The 26,098-nt window shown below is 51.6% G+C and carries 22 protein-coding genes and 1 other annotated feature; of the genes, 6 read left to right on the plus strand and 16 right to left on the minus strand.

The window, feature by feature from the left end; translation table 11 throughout:
• The first annotated feature begins 159 nt into the window (after nt 1-159).
• Nucleotides 160-1,305, plus strand: coding sequence for a porin (locus LC431_RS01400; RefSeq protein ID WP_112151004.1), 1,146 nt, complete (start codon nt 160-162; stop codon nt 1,303-1,305).
• A gap of 160 nt (nt 1,306-1,465) precedes the next feature.
• Entirely contained in the window at nt 1,466-2,341 is an 876-nt protein-coding gene (locus LC431_RS01405) for an SMP-30/gluconolactonase/LRE family protein (protein WP_223509180.1), read from the plus strand.
• A 65-nt stretch (nt 2,342-2,406) separates the two neighbouring features.
• On the opposite strand, the gene ispH is transcribed toward LC431_RS01405, so the two are convergent.
• The 5 genes from ispH to ribF form a co-directional block, all read right to left on the minus strand.
• Nucleotides 2,407-3,360 carry a 4-hydroxy-3-methylbut-2-enyl diphosphate reductase gene (gene ispH / locus LC431_RS01410; protein ID WP_013577059.1) on the minus strand — a complete coding sequence of 318 codons (954 nt, stop codon included), beginning with the start codon at nt 3,358-3,360 and terminating at the stop codon, nt 2,407-2,409.
• Nucleotides 3,341-3,811: an FKBP-type peptidyl-prolyl cis-trans isomerase gene (fkpB, locus tag LC431_RS01415; RefSeq protein ID WP_013577060.1), complete on the minus strand. Its 471-nt coding sequence runs from the start codon at nt 3,809-3,811 to the stop codon at nt 3,341-3,343. The genes ispH and fkpB overlap by 20 nt, the downstream gene beginning before the upstream one ends.
• Before the next feature lie 5 nt (nt 3,812-3,816).
• Nucleotides 3,817-4,323, minus strand: coding sequence for a signal peptidase II (gene lspA / locus LC431_RS01420; protein ID WP_013577061.1), 507 nt, complete (start codon nt 4,321-4,323; stop codon nt 3,817-3,819).
• A complete protein-coding gene (gene ileS, locus LC431_RS01425; protein WP_223509182.1) occupies nt 4,323-7,139 on the minus strand; it encodes an isoleucine--tRNA ligase in 2,817 nt (938 codons plus the stop codon). The genes lspA and ileS overlap by 1 nt, the downstream gene beginning before the upstream one ends.
• A 61-nt stretch (nt 7,140-7,200) precedes the next feature.
• The gene (gene ribF / locus LC431_RS01430) at nt 7,201-8,139 is read right to left on the minus strand and encodes a bifunctional riboflavin kinase/FAD synthetase (protein WP_013577063.1); all 939 of its coding nucleotides are present in this window, start codon (nt 8,137-8,139) and stop codon (nt 7,201-7,203) included.
• Nucleotides 8,140-8,578: 439 nt separating this feature from the next.
• Between ribF and rpsT the strand changes: the two genes are divergently transcribed.
• Nucleotides 8,579-8,842, plus strand: coding sequence for a 30S ribosomal protein S20 (gene rpsT, locus LC431_RS01435; protein WP_013577064.1), 264 nt, complete (start codon nt 8,579-8,581; stop codon nt 8,840-8,842).
• An 82-nt stretch (nt 8,843-8,924) separates the two neighbouring features.
• On the opposite strand, the gene nhaR is transcribed toward rpsT, so the two are convergent.
• From nhaR to dnaK, 4 genes are all read right to left on the minus strand, one after another.
• Nucleotides 8,925-9,812, minus strand: coding sequence for a transcriptional activator NhaR (gene nhaR, locus LC431_RS01440; RefSeq protein ID WP_013577065.1), 888 nt, complete (start codon nt 9,810-9,812; stop codon nt 8,925-8,927).
• Nucleotides 9,813-9,851: 39 nt separating this feature from the next.
• Nucleotides 9,852-11,027, minus strand: a complete 1,176-nt coding sequence (nhaA, locus tag LC431_RS01445) for a Na+/H+ antiporter NhaA (RefSeq protein ID WP_013577066.1) — start codon at nt 11,025-11,027, stop codon at nt 9,852-9,854.
• 230 nt (nt 11,028-11,257) lie between these two features.
• Nucleotides 11,258-12,391 carry a molecular chaperone DnaJ gene (dnaJ, locus tag LC431_RS01450; protein WP_013577067.1) on the minus strand — a complete coding sequence of 378 codons (1,134 nt, stop codon included), beginning with the start codon at nt 12,389-12,391 and terminating at the stop codon, nt 11,258-11,260.
• A gap of 99 nt (nt 12,392-12,490) precedes the next feature.
• Nucleotides 12,491-14,392 carry a molecular chaperone DnaK gene (dnaK, locus tag LC431_RS01455; RefSeq protein ID WP_013577068.1) on the minus strand — a complete coding sequence of 634 codons (1,902 nt, stop codon included), beginning with the start codon at nt 14,390-14,392 and terminating at the stop codon, nt 12,491-12,493.
• Nucleotides 14,393-14,711: 319 nt separating this feature from the next.
• Here dnaK and satP point away from each other — a divergent pair, with 319 nt between their 5' ends.
• The gene (satP, locus tag LC431_RS01460; RefSeq protein WP_013577069.1) at nt 14,712-15,311 is read left to right on the plus strand and encodes an acetate uptake transporter; all 600 of its coding nucleotides are present in this window, start codon (nt 14,712-14,714) and stop codon (nt 15,309-15,311) included.
• 61 nt (nt 15,312-15,372) lie between these two features.
• On the opposite strand, the gene LC431_RS01465 is transcribed toward satP, so the two are convergent.
• The 3 genes from LC431_RS01465 to tal form a co-directional block, all read right to left on the minus strand.
• Nucleotides 15,373-16,695, minus strand: coding sequence for an MFS transporter (locus tag LC431_RS01465; RefSeq protein ID WP_037033465.1), 1,323 nt, complete (start codon nt 16,693-16,695; stop codon nt 15,373-15,375).
• A 142-nt stretch (nt 16,696-16,837) separates the two neighbouring features.
• Nucleotides 16,838-17,425, minus strand: a complete 588-nt coding sequence (gene mog / locus LC431_RS01470) for a molybdopterin adenylyltransferase (RefSeq protein ID WP_013577071.1) — start codon at nt 17,423-17,425, stop codon at nt 16,838-16,840.
• 126 nt (nt 17,426-17,551) lie between these two features.
• Nucleotides 17,552-18,505, minus strand: coding sequence for a transaldolase (gene tal, locus LC431_RS01475; protein WP_037033577.1), 954 nt, complete (start codon nt 18,503-18,505; stop codon nt 17,552-17,554).
• Between the two features lie 275 nt (nt 18,506-18,780).
• Between tal and LC431_RS01480 the strand changes: the two genes are divergently transcribed.
• Nucleotides 18,781-20,208 carry a sodium:alanine symporter family protein gene (locus LC431_RS01480; RefSeq protein WP_126125179.1) on the plus strand — a complete coding sequence of 476 codons (1,428 nt, stop codon included), beginning with the start codon at nt 18,781-18,783 and terminating at the stop codon, nt 20,206-20,208.
• Between the two features lie 111 nt (nt 20,209-20,319).
• Nucleotides 20,320-21,093 carry a peroxide stress protein YaaA gene (yaaA, locus tag LC431_RS01485; protein ID WP_037033470.1) on the plus strand — a complete coding sequence of 258 codons (774 nt, stop codon included), beginning with the start codon at nt 20,320-20,322 and terminating at the stop codon, nt 21,091-21,093.
• 67 nt (nt 21,094-21,160) lie between these two features.
• Here the strand turns inward: yaaA and thrC are convergent, their stop codons facing one another.
• The 4 genes from thrC to thrL form a co-directional block, all read right to left on the minus strand.
• Nucleotides 21,161-22,450 (minus strand): threonine synthase, encoded by a 1,290-nt coding sequence (gene thrC, locus LC431_RS01490; protein WP_013577075.1) that lies wholly within the window; start codon nt 22,448-22,450, stop codon nt 21,161-21,163.
• A gap of 24 nt (nt 22,451-22,474) precedes the next feature.
• Nucleotides 22,475-23,404: a homoserine kinase gene (gene thrB / locus LC431_RS01495; RefSeq protein ID WP_037033471.1), complete on the minus strand. Its 930-nt coding sequence runs from the start codon at nt 23,402-23,404 to the stop codon at nt 22,475-22,477.
• Between the two features lies 1 nt (nt 23,405).
• On the minus strand, nt 23,406-25,865 hold the full coding sequence (thrA, locus tag LC431_RS01500) for a bifunctional aspartate kinase/homoserine dehydrogenase I (protein ID WP_223509183.1): 2,460 nt from the start codon (nt 25,863-25,865) through the stop codon (nt 23,406-23,408).
• A 34-nt stretch (nt 25,866-25,899) separates the two neighbouring features.
• Nucleotides 25,900-26,016: a sequence feature (Thr leader region), on the minus strand.
• Nucleotides 25,955-26,023: a thr operon leader peptide gene (gene thrL, locus LC431_RS01505; RefSeq protein ID WP_071823645.1), complete on the minus strand. Its 69-nt coding sequence runs from the start codon at nt 26,021-26,023 to the stop codon at nt 25,955-25,957. Its footprint overlaps the feature before it by 62 nt.
• Between the last annotated feature and the right edge of the window lie 75 nt (nt 26,024-26,098).

Here is a 26,098-nt window from a genome sequence, read left to right on the forward strand (position 1 = left end):
CGAAATTTGATTTAAACGACAGTCAAAATAAGTAGCCTGGCTTCATAAGGCGCGTCTTCACCCTTACCAGACAGTCATCAGTAAGGGGAATATAAAAAATACACACTGCCAATTTTGTTGCTGATTTTTCAGATCAGTATATTGGCACAGGGACTTAACATGAAATTCAAACTGAACAAAGTCACACAAGTGGCGACTGCAGGTCTTTTATTTGGTTTAGCTTCTTTTGCTGCACACGCAGAAATCACTCTGATTAAACAAGACCCACAGCCGAACGATCCGCTGAGCCGCCTGAACTTCCAGGTTGGCGGCAGTATTCGTCCGCAGTTCCAGTTCCAGAACGGGGTGAAAAACTACAAGACCAATGGTTTTGATGGCGGTACACGTTTCCGTTTTTCTGCTGATTATTATCTGTTTGATGACATCAGCTGGATTAACTACTACGAGCTGGGTGTGAATATTCCTGCCCTGACTGGCTGGGATAATCACCACGCAGATGGCGCGCATAACACCAGCCGTCGCATGCTCTACACCGGTCTGAAAAGCAAAACTTACGGCCAGTTGACCTTCGGTCAGCAAAACAGCGTTTATTACGATGTGGTCGGTGCGAAAACCGATATCTGGGATTACGACATGCTCGCCCAGGCACCGGGTAATGGTGTGAACGGCGATTACGATGGTTCTTACCGTTCCCGTAAGATGCTGAAATACAAAAACACCTTCGGCGATGCAGATGTGTATGCCTCTTACCTGTTCGAAGACAATGAGTTGCTCACCGGCAAAAACGGGCTGCGTTACAAACGTAACGGCGGCGGTTCTGTCGGTGTGGATTACCACATCACCAAAGATCTGACCTGGGGTACGGCGTACAACTACACCGACGCAGAAATGAGAAACCCGGGCGACAACACCTCTAAAGATTACAACCAGAGCATTGTTGGTACTGCGCTGAGCTGGAAACCCGGCAACTGGACAGCGTCCTTCGGTGGCGGTTACTACCATGACTTCCTGACGACTGGTGTGAAAACTGAAGATCGCTTCTTCGCGGGCGATGCTTATGGTCTGGAATACTTCCTGGGGTATGCTTTCCCAATCAATCAGCTGGCGGTCAAAACCATTCAGCCGTACTTCATGGGTGACCGTCTGACCTATGTAACCGGCCGTAATTACCAGCGTATTGATAACGGGTTGGGTGTGTCCTTCCAGCTCGATTACGGCTTCCGTGTTGATTACGAGCACGTGTTCACGTCCTCTACCGATAATCTCGGTGATATGAATCTGATCCGTCTGCGTTACGATTTCTAAATCTTAACGACTGAACTTTTGGGGCCAGCTTTACGTCTTATTGACGGGCTGGCCCTTTCTTTTTACACCATTTCATCTATCCCACGTACGCAAAGCCAGACTAAACTCATAGAGACAGCTGTCGCTATATCCACTATGTAACCTGCAGGAGAGCTTTGCGATGTCAGCATTTTTCCGGTCCGACGTGACTGCCATTGGCGACTACCGAGCCGAATTGGGTGAAACTCCCGTCTGGTGCCAGCGTACACAATCTTTGCTTTGGGTCGATATTCTGGCTCAGTGTGTTTTGCGCTACTGGCCCGACGACGGGCAAACTGAAATTCATGAACTCCCCTCGCTGACCAGCGCCGTGTTGCTGACCGAAAAAAGAAATCAATTTTTGCTGGTTTCCGTCGACGGGATCCATCTTTACGAGTACGAACAGAAAACCCGCCAGAAGCTTTGTGATTATCCCGGCGCAGAAGGCACCCGCCCGAATGAAGCAGCCATCGCGCCCGATGGTTCTCTGTGGTTTGGTACGCTGGATATAAAGGAAGAAAAAGATAACGGCGAATGGTTCCGCTATGAAGCGGGCGCAGAAAAGCCGGAAATGATGCTCGATGGCGTCGGTTGTACCAACACACTGGTCTGGTATGAAGGCAAAGTCTGGTTTGCAGACAGTAAGAAAAAACGCTTTTTCTCCGCCAACGCCCGCCGCATCAATCCACTGAAAATATCCTGTTTTTCTTCGGGCGATAAGATCCCCGATGGCTCTGCGCTGGCACAGAATGGCTGGCTGATCACTGCCTGCTGGGGTTCAAAATGCCTGCTGCGCCAGCAGATCAATCAGGGCGAATTACTGACACTGGATACCCAGCCAGTGCCGGTCACACAACCGAGTTGTTGCACGTTTGGCGGGCCGGATATGACTGAGCTGTTTATCACCTCGGCGCGAAAAAACCTCGATGCGCCACATGCGCTGGAGGGTGCGTTGCTGCACGTTGAAACCACCACCGTGGGTGCACCGCAGAATTTGTTTAAACTCCCGCCTCATTGATGCCGCAGGAGTGCAGACATAAAAAAACCGGCCACTTTGAGCCGGTTTTCATTTAGGGTCTGAGATCAGTCGATCTGACGCACATCAACACGCAGCTCTTTTGGCACTTCGAACACGATATTTTCCTCGCGCCCTTCGATGTTGATCACATCAAGCCCGCCAAAGGTTTTCAGCTTGCTGATCACGTCCTGCACCAGAATATCCGGTGCGGATGCGCCTGCCGTAACGCCAATGCTTTTCGCATCTTTCAGCCAGTTTTCCTGAATATCTGCCGCAGAGTCGATCAGATAAGAAGGTACACCGACACGTTGCGCCAGTTCGGCCAGACGGTTGGAGTTCGACGAGTTCTTTGAACCCACCACCAGCACAACATCTGCTCCGTCAGCCAGCGTACGCACGGCTTCCTGACGGTTAGTTGTGGCATAGCAAATATCATCTTTACGCGGCCCGATGATTTTCGGGAAGCGATCGCGAAGCGCATCAATCACCGCAGAAGTGTCGTCAACCGACAGCGTGGTTTGCGTCATAAAGCACAGGTTGTTTTCGTCTTTCACCTGCAATTTATAAACATCTTCCGGCGCCTCGACCAGATACATTCCCCCGTTCGGATTGCTGTACTGCCCCATGGTGCCTTCCACTTCCGGATGCCCGGCGTGACCAATCAAAATGGCTTCAGTGCCTTTACGGCTGGCGCGCGCAACTTCCATATGAACTTTGGTCACCAGCGGACAAGTCGCGTCAAACAGCATCGTCAGATCACGCGCTTTCGCTTCTGCACGTACCGCCTGAGAAACACCGTGGGCAGAGAAAATCAGAATAGACCCATCAGGTACTTCGCTGATTTGCTCGATAAAAACAGCACCGCGCTGACGCAGGCTGTCGACCACGTAGCGGTTATGCACCACTTCATGGCGGACATAGATAGGTGCGCCATAAATTTCCAGCGCACGTTCTACAATACTGATTGCGCGGTCAACACCCGCACAAAATCCTCGCGGATTAGCCAGCAATATCTGCATGTTTCCCCTCAAGCTCCGGGTCAATTTCCAGCACTTCAATATCGAAATCGATATGTTGCCCTGCCAGCGGATGGTTGAAATCTACAGTGATTGAATCTTCTGTCACTTCACGGACAACGCCCGGCATTTCGCTGCCATCACGACCACTGAACAACATGATGGTGCCGACATCCGGCACCCCAGTTTCCTGAAAGTCACGGCGGGAGAAGAACTGAACCAGATCCGGACTTTTGCTACCGAATGCCGATTCAGGGGCTAACGTGAACGCCCGTTTATCCCCTACGTTCAACCCTAACAGCTGATTTTCCAGCGCGTCAGACAAGCTGCTGTCGCCAAGGCGAAACAGTGCAGGTTTGCCATTGGCGCGGGTTGATTCCGCCGTAGAGCCATCTTCCAGCTTCAACGTAAAATGCACCAGTACAGCGCTGTCATGTTTCACCTGTTGAGACATAGACCTTATCCTTTACTCTTTGTAGCTTCTGATGGCTTTGCCAGAAAACCTTCCAGCACCACCATGGCTGCGCCGACACAGATAAAGCTGTCAGCCAGATTGAACGTAGCAAAATGCCAGTTACCGACGTAAAAATCGATAAAATCGACCACAAAGCCGTGATAGAGGCGATCAAACAAGTTGCCCAGCGCCCCGCCGATAATCATCGCAAAAGCGATATTGTTCAGCTTTTGCTTCGCGGTGCCGCGGTACATCAGCACGACCAGCGCCACAACAATCACCAGCGCGATTAACGCAAAGAACCAGCGCTGCCAGCCGCCTTTATCAGCCAGGAAGCTGAACGCAGCGCCATGATTTTGCGCGTAGAACAGATTTAAATACGGGATCAACGGCATGGATTCACCGAGCTGGAAGTTTCCCATAATGAGAAACTTACTGCCCAGATCCACGATGATGACCACGACCGCCAGCCAGAGCCAGCGGAGTCCGGTGGAACAAATCGATTTACTCATTATGCAAACTTACGCTCTTCGCCGTCACCGGCGATGTTAGTGACACAACGGCCACAGATGTCGCTGTGTTCCGCGTTCTGACCAACGTCAGTTGTGTAATGCCAGCAACGCGGACATTTGTCACCTTCCGCTTTCGCCAGACCGATTTTCAGGCCTTTGAGCAATTCACTCGGCACAGCGGCATCGTCAGCTTCAGACAAAGCGGCGACTTTCGCGCCTGACGTCAGCAGGACAAAGCGCAGTTCGTTGCCCAGAGAACGCAGGTCCGTTGCCAGCGCATCATCAGCAAACAGCGTGACCGCCGCTTCCAGAGAACCGCCCAGACGTTTATCAGCACGCGCCTGTTCGATCACTTTGTTCACTTCGCCACGGACTTTCAGCAGTTCATCCCAGAACGCATCGTTCATGGATTCGTTGCCCGCCAGACCGAACAAACCGTCATACCATTCTTCGGTAAAGACGAATTTCTCACGACTTCCCGGCAGTTCTGCCCAAATTTCATCGGCAGTGAACGACATGATCGGTGCCATCCAGCGAACCAGTGCTTCGCTGATGTGATACAGCGCGGTCTGACAGCTGCGACGTGCAACGCTGTCGCTTTTCGCGGTGTACTGGCGATCTTTGATAATATCCAGGTAGAAGGATCCCATTTCGATCGAGCAGAACTGCATCAGGCGTTGAACGACGCCATGGAAATCATAGGCTTCGTACGCGGCAATGATTTCGTCCTGTGCGGCTTTCGCACGGCCAACAGCCCAGCGATCCAGAACAACCATGTCTTCCGGTGCCACGCTGTGCAGCGCCGGATCGAAACCGTTAAGGTTCGCCAGCAGGAAGCGCGCGGTGTTACGGATACGGCGGTAAGAATCCGCAGCACGTTTAAGGATTTCGTCGGACACGGCGATTTCGCCGGTGTAATCCGTAGATGCCACCCACAGACGCAGGATGTCGCCACCCAGCTTGTTCATCACGTCTTGCGGCGCGATAGTGTTGCCGATGGATTTAGACATTTTGCGGCCCTGACCATCCACGGTGAAACCGTGCGTCAGCACTTGCTTGTAAGGCGCTTTGCCTTTCATAGCAGTCGAAATCATCAGGGAAGACATGAACCAGCCGCGATGCTGGTCAGACCCTTCCAGATACAAATCAGGAGAATGACCATTAAACTCAGGACGCACATCCACCACAGAAGAATGCGTTGAACCGGAGTCAAACCACACGTCCAGCGTATCCGGCACTTTGACGTAATCGGCAGCGTCCGCACCCAGAATGTCTTCCGGATTCAGATCCCACCACGCCTGAATGCCATCCACTTCAACACGTTTCGCCACTTCTTCCATCAGCTCAAGGCTGCGCGGATGCAGTTGCTCAGTGTCTTTGTGAACGAACAGAGACATCGGTACGCCCCAGGTACGCTGACGGGAGATACACCAGTCAGGCCGGTTAGCGACCATGTTTTCGATGCGCGCCTGGCCCCAGTCCGGGATCCACTGCACGCCTTTGATCTCTTCCAGAGACTGCTGACGCAGGCCTTTCTGATCCATGCTGATGAACCATTGTGGCGTCGCGCGGAAGATGATTGGCGTTTTATGACGCCAGCAGCACGGATAGCTGTGCGTTATTTTCTCAACGTGCAGCAATGCGCCTTTCTCACGCAGCAACTCAACGATCAGATCGTTGGCTTTAAAGACGAATTTACCGTCCAGCGTCGGGTAAGTGCCTGGCAGATAGCAGCCGTTCGGCCCTACCGGGTTCGCCACTTCCAGACTGTATTTCTGGCCGATAACAAAGTCGTCCGGGCCATGACCCGGTGCGGTATGCACGGCACCAGTACCGGCATCGAGCGTCACGTGATCGCCCATGATCGCCGGAACATCGAAACCGAGGAATGGATGTTTGAAGCGCAGCAGTTCGAGGTCCGCGCCTTTACATTCGCCCAGTACAGTCCATTCTGCGATACCAGCGCGTTTCATGACGCTTTCAACCAGATCGGTTGCCAGGATCAGACACTGACCTTCTGCCTGAATCAGTTGATAAGAAAACTCAGGGTTCAGTGAAATAGCGCGGTTGGCTGGCATGGTCCACGGCGTTGTGGTCCAGATCACCAGAGAAATCGGGCCGTTAAAGGAAGATACGCCAAACTTCGCAGCCACTGCTGCAGCGTCAGTCGCGTTGAACGCCACATCAATAGAAGGAGACGCTTTGTCGTAATACTCAACTTCGGCTTCTGCCAGTGATGAACCGCAATCTGTACACCAGTGAACCGGCTTAGCCCCTTTGTGCAGATGGCCGTTACCGATGATTTTGCCCAGTGCACGAATGATGTTAGCTTCAGTTTTGAAGTCCATGGTCAGGTACGGATGATCCCAGTCGCCCAACACACCCAGACGGATGAAGTCTTTCTTCTGGCCTTCAACCTGCTCTGCTGCGTATTTACGGCAAGCTTCACGGAATTCTGCTGCCGTGACTTTCTCGCCGGGCTTGCCGATCAGTTGTTCGACTTTAAGCTCGATTGGCAGACCATGACAGTCCCAGCCCGGCACATACGGCGCATCAAAGCCCGCCAGTCCTTTGGACTTAACGATCATGTCTTTAAGAATTTTGTTTACTGAGTGACCAATATGAATGCTGCCGTTCGCATACGGAGGGCCGTCATGCAAAATAAAGGTTTTCTTGCCTTTCTTGGCAGCACGAATAATCCCGTACAGATCCTGTTCATACCAATTTTTCAGCATGTCAGGTTCACGCTTGGCCAGATCGCCACGCATCGGGAACCCTGTTTCCGGCAAATTCAGGGTGTTCTTGTAGTCACTCATAGATTCTCGGTTCCGTTTTCGGCTGGATTCCAGGCTTTGTTACACGCCTGTCAGTACATGTTTAGCGCAGTGTCTTTAACCCAAAGAATTCACGGGCCGTCACTTCATCGTTCGCAATTTGTTGCTTTAAAGCATCAAGCGAGGAGAAACGCTGTTCGTTGCGCAATTTCGCGCGGAGCACCACATCAATGTGGCGCCCGTATAAATCTAATGTGGTGTCGAGAAGGTGCACTTCCAACTGCTTGCGCACGCCTCCGACTGTAGGACGTATTCCAATGTTCGCCACACCCGGCAGAGGTTCAGGCCCGAGTCCTAAGACTTCAACCGCATACACGCCGCGCACCGGAGACACGACCCGCTTCAACGGCACGTTTGCCGTCGGGAAGCCAATGGTGCGTCCCAGTTTATCGCCGTGTACGACCCGGCCCGAGATACTGAACGGATGGCCCAGTAAATTCTCGGCCAGCGCCAAGTCATCGTCGCGCAACGCATTACGGATCGCCGTGCTGCTGATGCGGTTCTCGCCTTCACGGAACGTTTGCGTGCTGATCACTTCAAAACCGTATTCTTCACCGGCTTTCTGCAATAGCTCAAAATCCCCCAGACGGCTGGCACCAAAGCGGAAATCATCCCCGACAGTCAGGAATTTAACACCCAGCTTCTCTACCAGCAGTTGTGAGATAAAGGCCTGCGCCATATGCGCTGCAAACCGGGGTTCGAAACGCACACATAAAAGGTAATCAACCCCGCACTCCGCCAGATACTTGGCTTTGTCACGCAAACTGGTCAGGCGTGCAGGTGCTTTATCACCGGCAAACAATTCCAGAGGCTGTGGCTCGAAAATCATTACCATCACCGGCAGCCCCAGACGTTGACCTTCCAGCTTAAGCTGTTCAATCAGGGCCTGATGACCACGGTGTACACCATCAAAATTGCCAATAGTCAGCACACATCCATGATGACGTGCTCGAATATTGTGTATTCCGCGAATTAGCTCCATAGCTGGCTCAAATCCAATGCTGACTCATAACGATGGAAATCGGCGGATTATACCTTGTACAGCCTCCAAGGTTAACCAGCGATTAGCAGGATCACACCATTCTCTCTTGCATACGGCAGATATTGCGGTTCAAATGGCGGCGTGGCGATGAAAATCTTTCGTTGCATACAGGGAATGCGTGACTTTTCGCATAAACAAAGCGTTAATGGCCGTAGTGGGCAGTTTGTACACTCTCCTGTCGATTTTTCTCGCGAAAGACTGTATTCCGATGCCGGAAGCTGTTAAAATCCTGCGCCATCACAACGTAACAAGCGACGAGTAAAGTTCACTCTTTAAAACGCCGCTTATTTGCACAAATCCGTTGACAAAAGAAGACCGAAAAGGCATATTCCTCGGCCTTTGAATTGTTCATCAATAGAAAAATATTTGGGAGTTGGCCTTGGCTAATATCAAATCAGCTAAGAAACGCGCCGTACAGTCAGAAAAACGCCGTAAGCACAACGCGAGCCGTCGTTCTATGATGCGTACCTTTATCAAGAAGGTATACGCGGCTATTGCAGCAGGCGACAAAGCTGCTGCACAAAACGCATTTAACGAAATGCAACCAATCGTGGACCGTCAGTCTTGCAAAGGCCTGATCCACAAAAACAAAGCAGCGCGTCATAAGTCAAACCTGACTGCGCAAATCAACGCAATGCAATAATCGCATTACGCTGAAATGCTTGATAAAAAAACCGGCTCACGCCGGTTTTTTTATATCTGAAATTTGAGTTCAACACTAAAAGCTATTCAAACAACGCTGAAAAGTCCGTATGGCAAATCCGCTGTACCGAAGGATGCTGAATCATTCTTTCGGCAAATATTACGTAGTACTCTTCCATAATCCCTTCCACCCGTCCGACTTCCTCTATTTTTTCATCCTGAAATTCAGTTGATGAATAAATAGCCGGGGCGACAAATATCGCGTCGTTGTTCATTCCAAACGCTTTCATCAGCGCGGCATCATCAAACTCACCGAGAATATTGACCTTCAGCCCTTGCGTATTAAACCAGTTCAGCAGTTTGCGCCCCAGCATTGAACGCCTGCCGGGGATGAGTAATGAACGACGCTCCAGACAAGCCGGGAAATTCATGTCTGCCGGTGGATTACAACAGAAGAAGCTGATCGGGCTTTCACCCAGTTTGACCGAGAACAGCCCTGCCTGCTGCGTGGAATCCACCGGGCAATCAGACAAAATCATGTCCAGTTTATGCTGGCTCAGTTGTTCGAGCAGCATTTCGTGAGTCGATTCAAAACAGCGCAGGTGAATTTGCGCGTTGTCCGGCACGGCAGCTTCCAATACGCGACTGACCAGTCGTTTGGATAACGCATCCGCCACACCCACATCAAACAGCAGGCTCGCCTCTTTGCGGTAATTCACGATATCCAGCATTTCCTGACTAAGGGTGAACATTTTATCCGCATAGCGGTAAACCAGTTGCCCTAACTCAGAAGGCACCAGCCCACGCCCCTGCCGTTTGAAGAGTTTCCCATCCAATCTTTCTTCCAGGGATTTAATCTGCCCGGTGATCGTTTGCGGAGTAAGGTGCAACACTTCCGCAGCTCCCACAACAGAACCTGATTTACACACGTGCCAAAAATAATACAAGTGGTTGTAATTGATATGAGGCATGGTTTCACCCTTTCCGGAAGTATGAAGTCAGCATCATTATTAGTTTGCACGTTTCTTAGGCAAGGCCCGGCTCAGGAGCAGGTATCCCAGAACCGCTGATGCGACTGATCCCATCAGGATGCCCATTTTTGCGTACGTCAGCAACGCAGGCTCCAGCGTCGCAAAGGCCAGAGAACCAATGAAAATCGACATCGTAAAACCGATACCGCACAGCACAGAGACTGCCGAAATTTGGCTAAAAGTTATGCCGGATGACAGCCGTGTAATCCCTGATTTCAAGGCGATCCCGCCGAACAGAATGATACCCAGCGGCTTACCGAGAAGAAGCCCGGCAGCAATACCCATGGGTAATGTCGAGAATGAACCCGCAACTGTCACGCCCTGCAAAGAGATACCCGCATTGGCGAACGCAAACAGCGGCAAAATAAACCAGGAAACATAGGGGTGGATCCCATGCTCCAGGCGGCGAGCAGGTGACCTTTTATTCTCTTTGGTTCTCAGCGGAATTAAGAAGCCAAGAATGACACCCGCCAGCGTCGCGTGGATACCTGATTTCAGCACACACACCCAGAACACAGCACCAATCAGCAGGTACGGCGTCAGCTTCGTTACCCCCCGCCAGTTCAGTAGAGCCAGTACAGCGATGCACACCGCCGATAACCCCAGTGCCATCATCGACACATCGTGACTATAAAACAGTGCGATGATCACGATGGCACCCAAGTCATCAATAATGGCCAGTGCCAGCAGGAACACTTTTAACCCGGTCGGCACTCGTGACCCCAGCAGTGCCATCACCCCCAGCGCAAACGCAATGTCCGTTGCCGCCGGAATAGCCCAACCCTGACGGGCTATTTCATCGCTGCCGTTAAACAGTAAATAGATTAATGCAGGAACAACCATACCCCCGAGCGCGGCAATGGCAGGAAACATCGCCTGCTCGCGGTTGGCCAGCGCGCCTTCGCACATCTCACGCTTTACTTCCAGACCAATCATCAGGAAAAACACTGCCATCAGGCCATCGTTAATCCACAGCAAAAGTGGCTTGTCGATCAACAGCTCGGAAAAACGCAGGGTGACGGGAATATCCAGAAATGCCTGATAAATCCCCTGCAACGGACTATTCGCCATGATTAATGCCACAATGGCTGCGATGATTAATATCACACCACCGGCGGCTTCCATCCGTAAAAACTGACGAATGATATTTGACATTCTGACTCTCCTGTAGAAAAAACGTGGCAAAAAAAAAGCTCACCACAAGGGTATGTCTGAATTGTACGCAAACTATCACTTCGTAAAAAGTCGATTATTTCTGGATTATACTTCGCTTTTTACGAATCATTGGTTTTCACATTGTTGAATAAAAATCCATAAAAAATCCCCGGCGCGTCAACCGCTGCCGGGGATGTTATCTGGCTTTCCGTCGCTCGATTCGCGAAAGCTTAGCGGGTCAGATCATCAAAGAACTTTTTCACGCCGTCCAGGAAGCTTTTAGAGCGCGGGCTGTTTTTCTCACCCGAAACGCCACCAAAGCTTTCTTCCAGATCACGCAGCAACTGCTTCTGCTTCTCGTTCAGGCTGACCGGAGTTTCCACTACCACCCGGCACATCAGGTCGCCCTGAACGCCACCACGGACAGATTTCACACCGCGCCCGCGCATACGGAACATTTTGCCCGTTTGCGTTTCAGCAGGAATTTTCAGGCTCACGCGGCCATCAAGCGTTGGCACTTCAATTTCGCCACCCAGTGCTGCCATGGCAAAATTGATTGGCACTTCGCAGTACAGGTTATTACCTTCGCGCTCAAAGATTTTATGCGCTTTAACCTGAACCTGAACGTACAGATCACCTGACGGAGCACCATGCTCACCGGCTTCGCCTTCACCCTCCAGACGAATACGGTCTCCGGTATCCACACCCGCAGGAATCTTCACTGACAGCGTTTTTGAACGTTCTACGCGACCATGACCATGACATTTGGTGCACGGATCTTTAATCACTTTACCGCGACCCTGACAGGTCGGACACGCCTGCTGGACTGTGAAGAAGCCCTGACGCATCTGAACCTGACCTGCACCATGACAGGTCGGACAGGTGGTCGGAGAGCTACCCGCTTTCGCGCCGCTGCCGTGGCAAACGTCACATTCATCCAGTGTCGGGATGCGGATTTCTTTGGTGACACCACGAACGGCCTCTTCCAGAGTCAGATCCATGTTGTAACGCAGGTCTGAGCCCCGGCTGGCACGCTGACGGCGCCCGCCGCCAAAGATGTCGCCAAAGACGTCACCAAAGATGTCGCTGAAATCTGCACCGCCGCCGCCGTAGCCACCACCGCCGCCCATGCCACCTTGTTCAAAGGCTGCATGACCATACTGGTCGTAGGCCGCACGCTTTTGCGCATCGGTCAGAATTTCATAAGCTTCTTTAATTTCTTTGAATTTGCTTTCAGATTCTTTATCGCCCTGATTTCGGTCAGGGTGATGTTTCATCGCCAGACGCTTATAAGCCTTTTTGATTTCACGCTCATCCGCTGTTTTGGATACGCCTAAAATCTCATAATAATCTTGCTTCGCCATGCTTTAACCTACCCTCAACATGCGTGCACGGGCGTAGAGTTTCCTCGACGCCCGTGCTGGTTATCAGTAAAGCTTCTTACTGTGCCCGCTTAAGGGCGATTATTTTTTGTCTTTAACTTCTTCGAATTCAGCGTCAACAACGTCGTCATCTTTCTGCGCGCTGGTATCGCCGCCTTCAGCCTGACCTTGTTGCTGAGCCATTTCCATCAGTTTGCCGGAAACCTGTACCAGCGCCTGGATTTTCGCTTCGATATCAGCCTTATCTTCACCTTTAGCAGACACTTCCAGTGCTTTCAGGGCTTCTTCTACTGCGGTTTTGTCTTCAGCTGGCAGTTTGTCGCCGGCTTCTTCCAGTTGCTTACGGGTACCGTGGATCAGATGGTCCGCCTGATTGCGGGTCTGAACCAGTTCTTCAAACTTACGGTCAGATTCAGCATTGGCTTCAGCATCGTTAACCATTTTCTGGATTTCTTCTTCGCTCAGACCAGAAGATGCCTTGATGGTGATCTTCTGCTCACGGCCGGTATTTTTGTCTTTCGCAGACACGTGCAGGATACCATCGGCATCAAGGTCGAAGGTGACTTCGATCTGAGCCTGACCGCGTGGTGCTGCCTGAATACCGTCCAGGTTGAACTGACCCAGAGATTTGTTATCACTTGAACGCTTACGTTCACCCTGCAACACATGGATGGTGACTGCAGACTGGTTGTCTTCCGCAGTAGAGAACACCTGACTGTGTTTAGTCGGGATGGTGGTGTTTTTAGTGATAAGCGGAGTCATCACGCTGCCCATGGTTTCGATACCCAGAGACAACGGAGTCACATCCAGCAGCAGAACGTCTTTCACGTCACCTGCCAGGACACCACCCTGAACTGCTGCACCGATTGCCACAGCTTCATCCGGGTTCACGTCTTTACGTGGTTCTTTACCGAAGAAATCAGCAACTTTCTTCTGAACCATTGGCATACGGGTCTGACCACCCACCAGGATAACGTCCTGAATGTCAGAAACTGACAGGCCTGCGTCTTTCAGCGCCACTTTCAGTGGTTCGATAGAACGGTTAACCAGGTCTTCAACCAAAGATTCCAGTTTTGCACGGGTCACTTTGATGTTCATGTGTTTTGGACCTGACGCATCAGCAGTGATGTACGGCAGGTTCACGTCAGTTTGCTGAGCAGAAGACAATTCGATCTTCGCTTTTTCAGCGGCTTCTTTCAGACGTTGCATCGCCAGTGGATCGTTACGCAGATCCATGCCTTGCTCTTTCTTAAATTCTTCAACCAGATAGTTGATCATACGGCTGTCGAAGTCTTCACCACCAAGGTGAGTGTCACCGTTGGTCGCCAGTACTTCAAAGGTTTTTTCGCCGTCAACTTCATCAATTTCGATAATAGAGATATCGAAAGTACCACCACCGAGGTCGTATACCGCGATAGTACGGTTGCCGATTTCACGATCCAGACCATAAGCCAGTGCCGCAGCAGTCGGTTCGTTGATGATACGTTTGACTTCCAGACCTGCGATACGGCCAGCGTCTTTCGTTGCCTGACGCTGAGCATCGTTGAAGTAAGCAGGTACGGTGATAACAGCTTCAGTTACAGGTTCACCCAGATAATCTTCAGCGGTTTTCTTCATTTTCTTCAACACTTCTGCAGAGATCTGCGGAGGTGCGATTTTCTGACCTTTAACGTCGATCCAGGCGTCGCCATTGTCAGCGCTTACGATCTGGTAAGGCATGATGCCTTTATCACGTTGTACTTCTTCATCCTGGAAGCGACGGCCAATCAGGCGCTTGATCGCGAACAGGGTGTTCTGCGGGTTAGTCACAGCCTGACGTTTAGCCGGAGAACCTACCAGAGTCTCGCCATCTGCCGCATAAGCGATGATGGAAGGAGTGGTGCGGTCGCCTTCAGCATTCTCCAGTACACGAGCAGTCGTGCCATCCATGATAGCTACACAAGAGTTGGTGGTGCCCAGGTCGATCCCAATAATTTTACCCATCTAAAACGTCTCCACTTAAATTCATATTCGTTCAGGTTGCTACTGTATATGTGGCCGATCTTTTCGATTTCAACAGCCCCATTTAACGGATTTCCCGACGGTAACAACTGCGGTTGGGAATAAGATGGGGCCATGCAGCTCAGCATCAAGGGGCAAAGTGAAAAAAAATCTTCAATTGCTGTTACGCCAGATCAATGTTTGCTGACGCAACCCTCCTTATGATGCCGCGCGCTTCTAAAGATATGTGGGTTTTTTACTCATTTCCCAAGCGTTTCTTCCCCCGATTATCAATTAATAATAATTCCGATACAGAGGATCTATGCACAGCAAAACGTTGGCAAATCCAGGCCCGCTCGGGTTGATGGGATTTGGTATGACCACTATCTTATTGAATTTACACAATGCAGGCTTTTTTCCCCTGACAGCAGTGATTGTCAGTATGGGGATTTTTTATGGTGGTTTGATTCAGATTCTTGCCGGGATGATGGAATTTAAAAAAGGGAATACGTTCGGCACGACCGCATTCACTTCTTATGGCGCATTCTGGTTAAGCCTGGTTGGCATCCTGATGCTGCCGCGCATGGGCATGGCTGAAGCCAGCAGCGAAAGCTTCCTTGGCGCTTACCTCGGCATCTGGGGCGTGTTCACCTTATTCATGTTCTTTGGCACCCTGAAAGCAAACCGTGGTTTACAGATCGTTTTCGGCAGTCTGGTTATTCTGTTCGCGCTGTTGTGCTTCGGTAATATGACCGGAAACACGGCGGTACTGCATTTTGCCGGTTTCGAAGGGATCTTCTGTGGCGCCAGCGCGATTTATCTGGCGATGGCCGAAGTGCTGAACGAGCAATATGGCCGTACCGTTTTGCCGGTCGGTGAGCCGAAAAACCACGCTCCCCAGGTTGACGCGGTTGTGGCATAAGCCCCCTCAGCCAGACGTAAAAAGCCCTGCATCGCAGGGCCTTTTTATGCATAAAACGAAATCACTGGCCGGAAGTTGCGCCTTCGGCAAATTTCTCTGTACGGATCGTTTCGCTGTTCAAATCACGGCTGAGGTAAATACCGGTCAGCAAGCCAATCACCGACAAGGCCAGCACATAATAAGCTGGAGCCATCGGCGTCAGACGCATAATCAGCGTGACGAAGACCGGAGTCAGGCCGCCGAAAATCGCGTAGGCCATGTTGTATGAGAAAGAGATGCCGGTAAAACGCACTTCCGCCGGGAAGGCCCGCACCATCACATAAGGTACTGCGCCGACCACACCTACGCTCAACCCCGCCAGCGCATACATGCCCATCAGCACCGAGGCATCAGCCGCGACCATATGATAGAAAGACCAGCTGCAAATCCCGAGGAAGAGGCTGCCGAAAATAAAGGTTTTGCTGGCACCGAGGCGATCAACAATGCTTCCCGAGATAATGCATCCAAACATCAGCGCTACTGTAGCCAGACAGTTGGCCTGTAATGCGGCTGCCGCCGGAATGCCGAATTGCTTCTGCAACCAGGTTGGCGTCATCAGGATCACCACCACGATACCGGCGGATAACAGCCAGGTCATCAGCATCGATACCACGATTTCTTTTTTATGATTGGCCACGACAGATTTCAACGGCAATTCTTCCGCCAGCGCCTTATGCGCTTTCATTTCCATAAAGACAGGCGTTTCCTGTAACCATCGGCGCAGATACATCGCGATCAGACCAAAAATGCCGCCGATGAAAAACGGAATACGCCAGCCGTACTGACTGATGGTCGCTGGCGTCAAGCTGGTGTTCAGTAAAGTTGCCACCAGAGAACCCAGCAGAATCCCCAACGTTAAACCGGCGGTGAGGGTGCCGCAGGCGAAACCAATGCGGTTACGTGGCACATGTTCAGCGACAAACACCCACGCGCCCGGCACTTCGCCGCCGATCGCCGCGCCCTGTAACAGACGCATCAGCAGCAGCAACAGCGGTGCTGCCATGCCAATCGAGGCGTAGGTTGGCAACAGCCCCATTGCCAGTGTCGGTAAAGCCATTAATAAAATACTCAGGCTGAACATGCGCTTACGGCCAACCAAATCACCGAAGTGCGCCATGATGATACCGCCCAACGGGCGCGCCAGATAACCGGCAGCGAAAATACCAAAAGTCTGAACCTGACGCAGCCAGTCGGGCATATTGGCCGGGAAGAAGAGATCGCCAATTACCGCAGCGAAAAAGACGAAAATGATGAAATCGTAGAATTCGAGGGCGCCACCCAGTGCCGCCAGGGAAAGCGTTTTGAAGTCCTGCCGGTTCAACCGGCGCGATTGTGTGTGTTGCATAGGATACCGTCAGACACCAGAGTAAAAAATGGAAAAAGGTTTTGCCACCTTATGTAAAGTAATCCTTACTATAGCGGCAAATATTTTTCACACCAGTGGTGCCTGACGCTTAACGTCGCTAAATTTCAAAAAGGAACTGTATTCAGTTTTTTATCTCGCGGCGGGCACTTTTCGGACGGAAAGCTGCTACCACCTCATCATGCGTTTCAACGTAAGGTCCGTCGAGCAACTGGATGCAATAGGGCACACTGGCAAAAATGCCGGAAACAATCACTTTACCGTCGGCATCTTTCAGTCCTTCCAGCGTTTCCTGAATAGATTTCGGCTGGCCAGGTAAATTCAGGATTAAAGCCTGTTTGCGGATCACCCCAACCTGACGTGACAAAATTGCCGTCGGTACAAAGTGCAGGCTGATCTGACGCATCTGTTCGCCGAAACCGGGCATTTCACGATCGGCAACAGCCAGCGTGGCATCCGGTGTGACATCCCGGCGCGCAGGCCCGGTTCCCCCGGTGGTTAACACCAGATGGCAGCCGCTTTCATCAACCAGTTCACTGATAGCCTGTTCAATCAAAGGCTGCTCGTCCGGGATCAGCTTTTTCTCCAGCTTAAAAGGCGTAATAAGCGCTTTTTCCAGCCATTCTTCCAGTGCCGGAATACCTTTGTCCTGATAAACACCGCTTGAGGCGCGGTCCGACACTGATACCAGACCAATCCGTAATGTATCCATGCTATTTCTCCACAGCATTTTTCTTCGTAGTCACAGCACTCAGTATATCGGTAACCGGCCGGTGGTTTTATCGCAGGCACAAAAAAAGCGGCTGATTAGCCGCTTTATGCTGGAACTGAATGCTGATTACAGCAGGTCAGAAATCATTTTTTCCAGTTTACCCTGGTCGATTGCAAACTTACGGATGCCGTCAGCCAGTTTATCGATCGCCATGGGATCCTGGTTGTGCTCCCAGTAGAACTGAGATTCAGTCAGTGGCGCAGGACGTGGCTTGGTTTCGCCGGAGAAGGACAGTTTACGTTCCAGCGGACCTTCGCTTTCTGCCAGTTCTTTCAGCAGTGCAGGGGCGATGGTCAGACGGTCACAGCCAGCCAGTTCGATGATTTCACCGATGTTACGGAAGCTTGCGCCCATCACGACAGTTTCGTAGCCGTGTTGTTTGTAGTATTCGTAGATTTCGGTTACGGACACAACGCCCGGATCTTCATGCGGTGCGAACTCTTTTTTGTCACCATTGGCTTTGTACCAGTCAAGGATACGACCAACGAACGGAGAAATCAGGAACACGCCCGCTTCAGCACAAGCACGCGCCTGTGCGAAGGAGAACAGAAGGGTCAGGTTACAGTTGATGCCTTCTTTTTCCAGTTTCTCTGCAGCGCGGATGCCCTGCCAGGTAGAAGCCAGTTTGATCAAAATACGGTCGTTGCTGATACCCGCATCGTTATACAGTTTGATCAGGCGTTTGGCTTTGGCCACGCTCGCGTCAGTGTCGTAAGACAGACGTGCATCAACTTCTGTTGAAATGCGGCCCGGTACCAGTTTCAGAATTTCCAGACCGATGTTCACTGCCAGTTTGTCAGCGGCATCAGTAATCTGCTGATCGTGATCGCTGCTCTGGTCACGTGCCCAGGCGATTGCTTCGTCGATCAGTTTACGGTATTCAGGAATTTGCGCAGCGCTGAGGATCAGTGACGGGTTCGTGGTCGCATCCTGCGGCTGGTACAACTTCATTGCCGCGATATCTCCGGTGTCAGCAACAACCTGAGTCATTTGGCGTAGGGAAGTCAGTTTATCGGTCATTTTGGCATATCTCATCGTTTGGACGTTTTCGTATAGGCATTTTCATGCCTTGCCTTTGGCTGATGATAACATGCAAAAAGCCAGGCGCAAGGCGCATATCACGGCATGCTCGGCTACGAACATCTATGGATTTCTCACCTTCCAAAACACACAAAATTAGCCAAAATGCACATGTTACCCGTTCGATAAAACAGGTATGTTAGCCACCCAAAGTGGTCATTGCCCGCAAGCAAACAAATAAAAATGATGAAGGGCAAATCAACCAAGGACAATTTATGAACGACCTGCTGGATTTTTTCGATACTATTCTCTGGAGTTCAATCCTGATTTACCTGCTATGCGGCACCGGCATTTATCTTACGTTTCGTCTTGGTTTCATTCAGTTTCGTCACTTTGGCCACCTTTTCTCCCCCACTCTTTATAAGCGAAAACACATCACACGAGGTATTTCCCCGTGGCGGACGCTGTGTCTCAGCCTTGCATCGCGTATTGGTACCGGTAATCTCACCGGTGTCGCCATCGCCATTACGCTCGGCGGCCCTGGCGCTATTTTCTGGATGTGGATTATTGCAGTTTTCAACATGGCGACGGCAATGATAGAAAACACGCTGGCGCAGATTTACAAAGGCAATGTAGCCCATGAAAAATTTCGCGGCGGGCCGGCTGATTACATGGAAAAAGGGCTTGGAATGCGCTGGATGGGTATCTTGTTTTCCTTGCTGATGGTGATTTCCTGCGGCTTTATTTTCAGCGCCTTACAGGCCAATTCCATTGCTCAGGCTTCTTTCCATCTTCTGCATGTACCGGCGCTGTCCACCGCCTGCATTTTATCCGTGCTGGTCGCGATACTGATTTTTGGCGGTATACGCGCAATCACCTGGCTTTCGAAATGGCTTGTACCGCTGATGGCCTGCGCCTACTTGTTGCTGGCCATCTGGGTTATTGGTCATCACATTGAAAAGTTGCCACAGGTGCTGGTGCTGGTATTCAAAAGCGCCTTCGGCTTACAGCAGGCCGCTTCCGGCGCACTGGCGTATGGCGTGACACAGGCCATTACGCAGGGCATGCAACGCGGCGCCTTTGCCAGCGAAGCCGGTGTCGGCTCTTCACCCAATGCGGCGGCGATGGCGGGCGTAAGCCACCCGGCTATGGTGGGGTTCAGTCAGATGTTTGCCGTCTTCATCGATACCATGGTGATTTGTACCGCAACCGCGCTGATCATCCTGACGTCAGGAGCCCTTGATCAACCTGACGCCCCGGTTGGCATCCGGCTGATACAGCAATCGATTATGCCGGTGACCGCAGGCTGGAGCCATGTGGTTCTGGCCATTCTGGTCTTCTCTTTTGCGTTCACGTCGATTGCCGGAAACTATGCCTATGCCGAAAACAATCTGAATTTCTTTCACGGTTCTTCGCCCGTTAAATTACTGATTTTCCGGTTGATGGTCATCAGCATGGTGTTCTGCGGATGCCTGATGGAATTACAAGTCCTGTGGAAACTGGCCGATATCGTCATGGCGCTGATGGCAATACTCAATCTCACCGCACTGTTGTTGCTTTCGGGCATCGCGGTCAGCGTGGTGAAAGATTATGAACGCCAGCGACGGATGGGGAAAACGCCGGTGTTTAATCCTGATCACTACCCTGAATTACGCGGTCAGCTCCAGCCCGGCGTCTGGGATAAAAAAATGCCTCCGCGCTGATTTCCTGCGCTTTTACCTATCGATATCATGCCTCCATCGCAGTGACTTTTTTGCTACAGTAAGGCAACAAAAATCCTGAATGTGAACCGTCACTGACCAACGGACGAGACTATGCTGACCATTATTTCACCTGCCAAAACGCTCGATTACGAAAGCCCGCTTGCGACAACGCGCTATACCCAACCGGAGCTGCTGGATAAATCCAGCCAGCTAATCACTGTGGCGCGCAAAATGTCCCCTGCGCAGATTTCTTCACTGATGGGGATCAGCGACAAACTGGCCCATCTGAACGCCGAACGTTTTAATGACTGGCAGCCGGATTTCACGCCGGATAACGCCCGTCAGGCCTTGCTGGCCTTTAAAGGCGATGTGTATACCGGTCTGCAGGCAGAAGATTTCAGTGAGAAGGATTTTGATTTTGCACAGAAACATCTGCGGATGTTGTCAGGTTTATACGGCCTGCTGCGTCCGCTGGATCTGATGATGCCTTACCGTCTGGAAATGGGTATCCGTCTGGAAAATCCCCAGGGCGCGAATCTGTATGCCTTCTGGGGAAATTTGCTGACCGAAAAACTCAACCAACTGCTCAGTGAACAAAAAAGCAAAGTGCTGGTGAATCTGGCGTCTGATGAATACTTCAAAGCGGTGAAACCCAAACTGCTGGATGGCGAAATCATCAAGCCGGTATTCCTCGACGAGAAGAACGGCAAATACAAAGTCATCAGCTTCTACGCCAAAAAAGCGCGCGGCCTGATGAGCCGCTTTATTATTAAAGAGCGTCTGGATAAGCCGAAACAGCTTCAGGATTTCAATCTGGAAGGTTATGAATTTGATGAATCACGTTCGCAGGGCAATGAACTGGTGTTTACCCGTCCTGAGCGCTGATTGACCTGATCTGCGGATACAAAAAAGCCCTCACGAAGAGGGCTTTTGCCTGTCTGAAACACAATATTTATTCAGGCAGCGCCATCAGGAATGCACGCATCTCGCTGAAATCAGCCGGAAGATTATGCGACAACAATGGCAGGTCAGCGCGATCCGCCAGTTCTTTCGGTAAACCGATGTCCTGATCCAGAATCGCTTCCACGCTTTCCTTGAATTTTGCCGGATGCGCCGTCCCGATGAACAGACCGAACTCGCCCGGTTGCAGCTGGTCACGCAGCACACGGTAAGCAATTGCCGCGTGAGGTTCAGAGATATAACCGATATTGGCCAGCTCGCGCATCGCGTCTTCGGTGGTGTCATCGCTGACCGCACCGAAGCCCAGATCTTTCAGCTGCCAGGTTTTACGACGATACAACTCTTCCACACGCGGCCAGTTGTTTGGCTGGCTGACATCCATAGCGTTCGACAGAGTGGCAACGGTTTTCTTCGGTTCCCACTCGCCGTTAGACAGGAAACGCGGCACCGTATCATTGGCGTTGGTCGCCGCAATAAAGCGTTTCACCGGCAGGCCGAGGGATTTCGCCAGCAGACCAGCGGTCAGATCACCGAAGTTACCGCTTGGTACGGAAACCACCAGCTGATTGCGCGCTTCCTGAGGCAGTTGGGCAACCGCTTCAAAGTAGTAGCAAATCTGCGCCAGCAGTCGGCTGATATTGATGGAGTTAGCTGAGTTCAGTTTCAGCGCGTGTTTCAGTTCTTCATCATCAAACGCCTGTTTCACCAGCGCCTGACAGGCATCAAAGTCGCCGTCGATGGCGACGGTATGAATATTTCCGCCAAGCGTACAGAACAGTTTTTCCTGCAACGGGCTGATTTTGCCGCGCGGATACAGAATCACCACACGAACATTTTTCAGACCGTGGAACGCATGTGCCACTGCCGCACCGGTATCACCGGAGGTCGCGGTCAGAATAGTCACCGGCTGATCGCCAGATACCTGAGTCAGGATCTGCGCCATGAAACGGCCACCGAAATCTTTAAAGGCCAGGGTCGGGCCGTGGAACAGTTCCAGACAGGCAATGTCGTCTTCTACTTTGGCAACGGGTGCCGGGAAGGCAAACGCATTTTTTACACGCTGATATAATTCTTCTTCCGGAATTTCATCGCCGATGAAAGCAGAAAGAATTCGGCTGCTGCGGGTGACGAAATCCAGTTCCAGCAAGCGATCAATTTCGGTCAGTTCAAACTCAGGCAATTCCAGCGGGAAGAATAATCCCTGCTGTTTTCCAAGACCTTGTTTGACGGCCTGAGCAAAGCTGACCTGCTCGTTGTGATCCTTCAGGTTGTACAGTTTCATTAGTTATCCCAATAAATTATCGAGTTATCCCAATACCCGCGCGCCCGCGGTATCAAGACGACAAATATGAACAAAGCCTTCGTCATTTTGCAGATAATGCGTCTGCAACCAGTCAGCCATACGTTTCGCTGTCGCACTGTCGTTGCACACCGCGAACAACGTCGGGCCGGAACCGGAAATCCCGCAAGCCAGCGCACCAATTTCTTCTGCGGCGCTGCGGGCTTCGGCAAAGCCCGGCAGCAGACGGGTGCGGTAAGGTTCAGCAATCACATCTTTCATCAGTTTTGCGGCCAGCGCAGGTTGCTGAGTGTGGCAGGCATGAATAAAGCCCGCCAGATAACGTCCGTGGCTGATGCAATCCTGACGGCGATACTGCGCAGGTAAAATGGCACGCGCCTCGGCCGTCGAGACTTTAATCCCCGGATACGCCATCACCCACAGCCAGTCATCAAAGCCTGGCACGTCCTGGCTGATGATATCGAGTTCTTCCAGCATCAGCTGAATGCCGCCTAAATAGCATGGCGCCACATTATCGAAATGTACGCTACCGGAAATCCGCCCTTCCAGCTCGCCCATCAGCAACAGCATCTGGTTTTCATTCAGCGGCTTACCGCAAAACTCATTCATCGCCATCAGACCGGCGACCACCGAACAGGCGCTGGAGCCCAGACCTGAGCCGATCGGCATGTTTTTTTCCAGCGTCATCGCCACCGGCACTTCTTTGCCGATTTCCTGACAGAAACGCTGCCAGCACTGATAAACGATATTGTCTTCCATGCGATCCGGCAGTTTAGACACAAACTTGCCTTCGTTTTTCAGACTGAACACTGTGGCCGCCTCAACGGAAACACAGTCGCCCAGCAGCGTGCCATCCACCGGAGACACGGCCGCGCCCAGAACATCGAAGCCTACGCTGACGTTCCCGATTGAAGCCGGGGCATACACCTTAACCATATTAAACTCCTAACTTCCATGACAGCGTTCTCAAAAGATCGGCAAACACACCTGCCGCCGTCACATCATTACCGGCACCGTAGCCACGCAGAACCAACGGCAACGGCTGATAATAGCGGCTGTAAAACGCCAGCGCATTCTCCCCATTTTTTACTTTATAAAGCGGGTCATTACCATCGACGGCATCGATTTTTACTTTGCATTGTCCGTCTTCGATAGCACCAACATAACGCAATACTTTACCTGCGGCGGTGGCATCCGCAACACGCCTGGCAAATTCGGCATCCAGTTCCGGCAGACGCGCCACAAATTCATTCACAGTGCCTTCGCTATTGAAGGACGGCGGCAGAACGGATTCCACGTCAATATCCGTCAGCTCCAGTTTGTAACCGGCTTCACGCGCCAGGATCAGCAATTTACGGGCAACGTCCATACCGGACAGATCATCACGTGGATCCGGTTCGGTATAGCCCATCTCTTTCGCCTGCAATGTTGCAGCAGATAACGACATACCTTCATCCAGCTTACCGAAGATGAAGGACAGCGAGCCGGAGAGGATGCCGGAGAAACGCATCAGCTCATCACCGGCATTCAGCAGGTTTTGCAGGTTTTCGATGACCGGTAAACCCGCGCCGACGTTGGTATCGTAGAGGAATTTACGGCGTGAACCATCCGCCGCTTTACGCAACTGATGGTAGTAATTCATGGAAGAAGTATTGGCCTTTTTGTTCGGCGTTACGACGTGGAAACCGTCGGCAAGGAAATCGGCGTATTGATCAGCCACTTCCTGACTGGAAGTACAGTCAACAATCACCGGATTCAGCAGGTGGTATTCTTTCACCAGACGGATCAGACGTCCCAGATTCAGCGGCTCTTTCGCGGCACCCAGTTCATCACGCCAGGTTTCCAGCGCAATGCCGTGAACGTTAGTCAGCAATGCCCGGGAGTTGGCGATGCCGCAAACACGCAGATCAATATGTTTGGTTTTCAGCCACGCTTGTTGACGGCGGATCTGTTCAATCAACGCCCCGCCCACGCCGCCTACGCCGATCAGGAAGACTTCGATAACCTGATCAGTGTTGAACAGCATCTGGTGGCTTACGCGCACACCGGTGGTCGCATCGTCGTTATTGACGACCACCGAGATAGAACGTTCAGACGACCCCTGCGCAATCGCCACGATATTGATATTGGCGCGCGCCAGTGCCGAGAAGAATTTCGCCGAGATACCGCGCAGGGTACGCATGCCGTCGCCAACGACAGAAATAACCGCCAGCTTCTCCATCACATCCAGCAGCTCAAGCAGACCGTCTTTCAGCTCCAGATAGAACTCGTCTTCCAGCGCTTTACGGGCGCGTTCCAGTTCGCTTTGCGGCACACAGAAACTGATGCTGTATTCAGAAGAAGACTGGGTGATCAGCACCACCGAAATGCCTGAACGGGACATCACCGCAAACACGCGCGCGGCCATGCCGATCATCCCTTTCATTCCCGGACCGGAAACGTTGATCATCGCCATGTTGTTCAGATTAGTGATGCCTTTAACCGGCGTATTATCGCCGAGGCTTTCGCTGCCTATCAGCGTGCCCGGTGCCTGTGGATTGGTGGTGTTTTTTATCAGGCAAGGGATCTGGAACTGGGCAATCGGCAGGATGGTACGCGGATGAAGCACTTTCGCACCAAAGTACGACAGCTCCATCGCTTCCTGATATGACATGGATTTCAGTAAGCGGGCGTCCGGCACGATGCGCGGATCGCAAGTATACACACCGTCGACGTCAGTCCAGATTTCACAACAGTCGGCACGTAAACAGGCAGCCAGCACGGCGGCTGAATAATCGGAACCATTACGTCCGAGCACCACCAGTTCGCCCTGCTCGTTACCGGCAGTGAAACCGGCCATCAGCACGATGTGATCGGCTGGAATAGCGCTGGCGGCGATACGCCGGGTGGATTCGTTGATGTCCACAGTCGATTCAAGGTAATGCCCCTGCGCGAGCAGTTTTTCGACCGGGTTAATGACGGTGACGCCAAAACCTTTGGCCAGGAACACCGCTTCCATAATAGCGATAGAGAGCTTTTCACCACGACAGATGATGGAGGCATTTACACTGTCCGGGCATTGTCCCAGCAGGGCAATACCGTGCATCAGTTGTTTAAGCTGAGCGAATTCGTGATCGACAAACGCTTTCACTTTCGGCAAATCAAAACCCGGTTGCGCGGCCGCCAGGCCGGTTATCAGCTGACCAAAAATGTTTTCCGCATCACTCATGATGGTCTGAATGTCCTGCCCTGCGACAGTTCGTTCAATCATAGCAACCAGATAGTTGGTGATTTTGGCAGGCGCGGATAATACCGTCGCGACCTGTCCCTGACGTGCATTGCTTTCCATAATGTCCGCAACCCGCAAGAAGCGTTCTGCGTTTGCTACCGAGGTCCCGCCAAATTTCAACACTCGCATTTCTGGTTCTCTCCTGAAGCTCTCGTTTAAATGTAAAAAAAAAGCCCGCACTGGTTAGGTGCGGGCTTTTTTTCTTTTTCCTGTACGCGTCAGCCCGCCCCGTTACCTGTGGTATCGGTGGTGGTAATAATTGTTGTGTTCAGGCTGATGATTCGCATTTTTATTTTCTGTCTGTCTTTAGGTTTGTACTCTGTCTGCCTCTATTAGCTAAAGCATAAGGCACAATAAGTCAA

It is taken from the genome of Rahnella sp. GSA61A (assembly GCF_019969905.1).
GTDB classification, from domain to species: Bacteria; Pseudomonadota; Gammaproteobacteria; order Enterobacterales; family Enterobacteriaceae; genus Rahnella; species Rahnella aceris.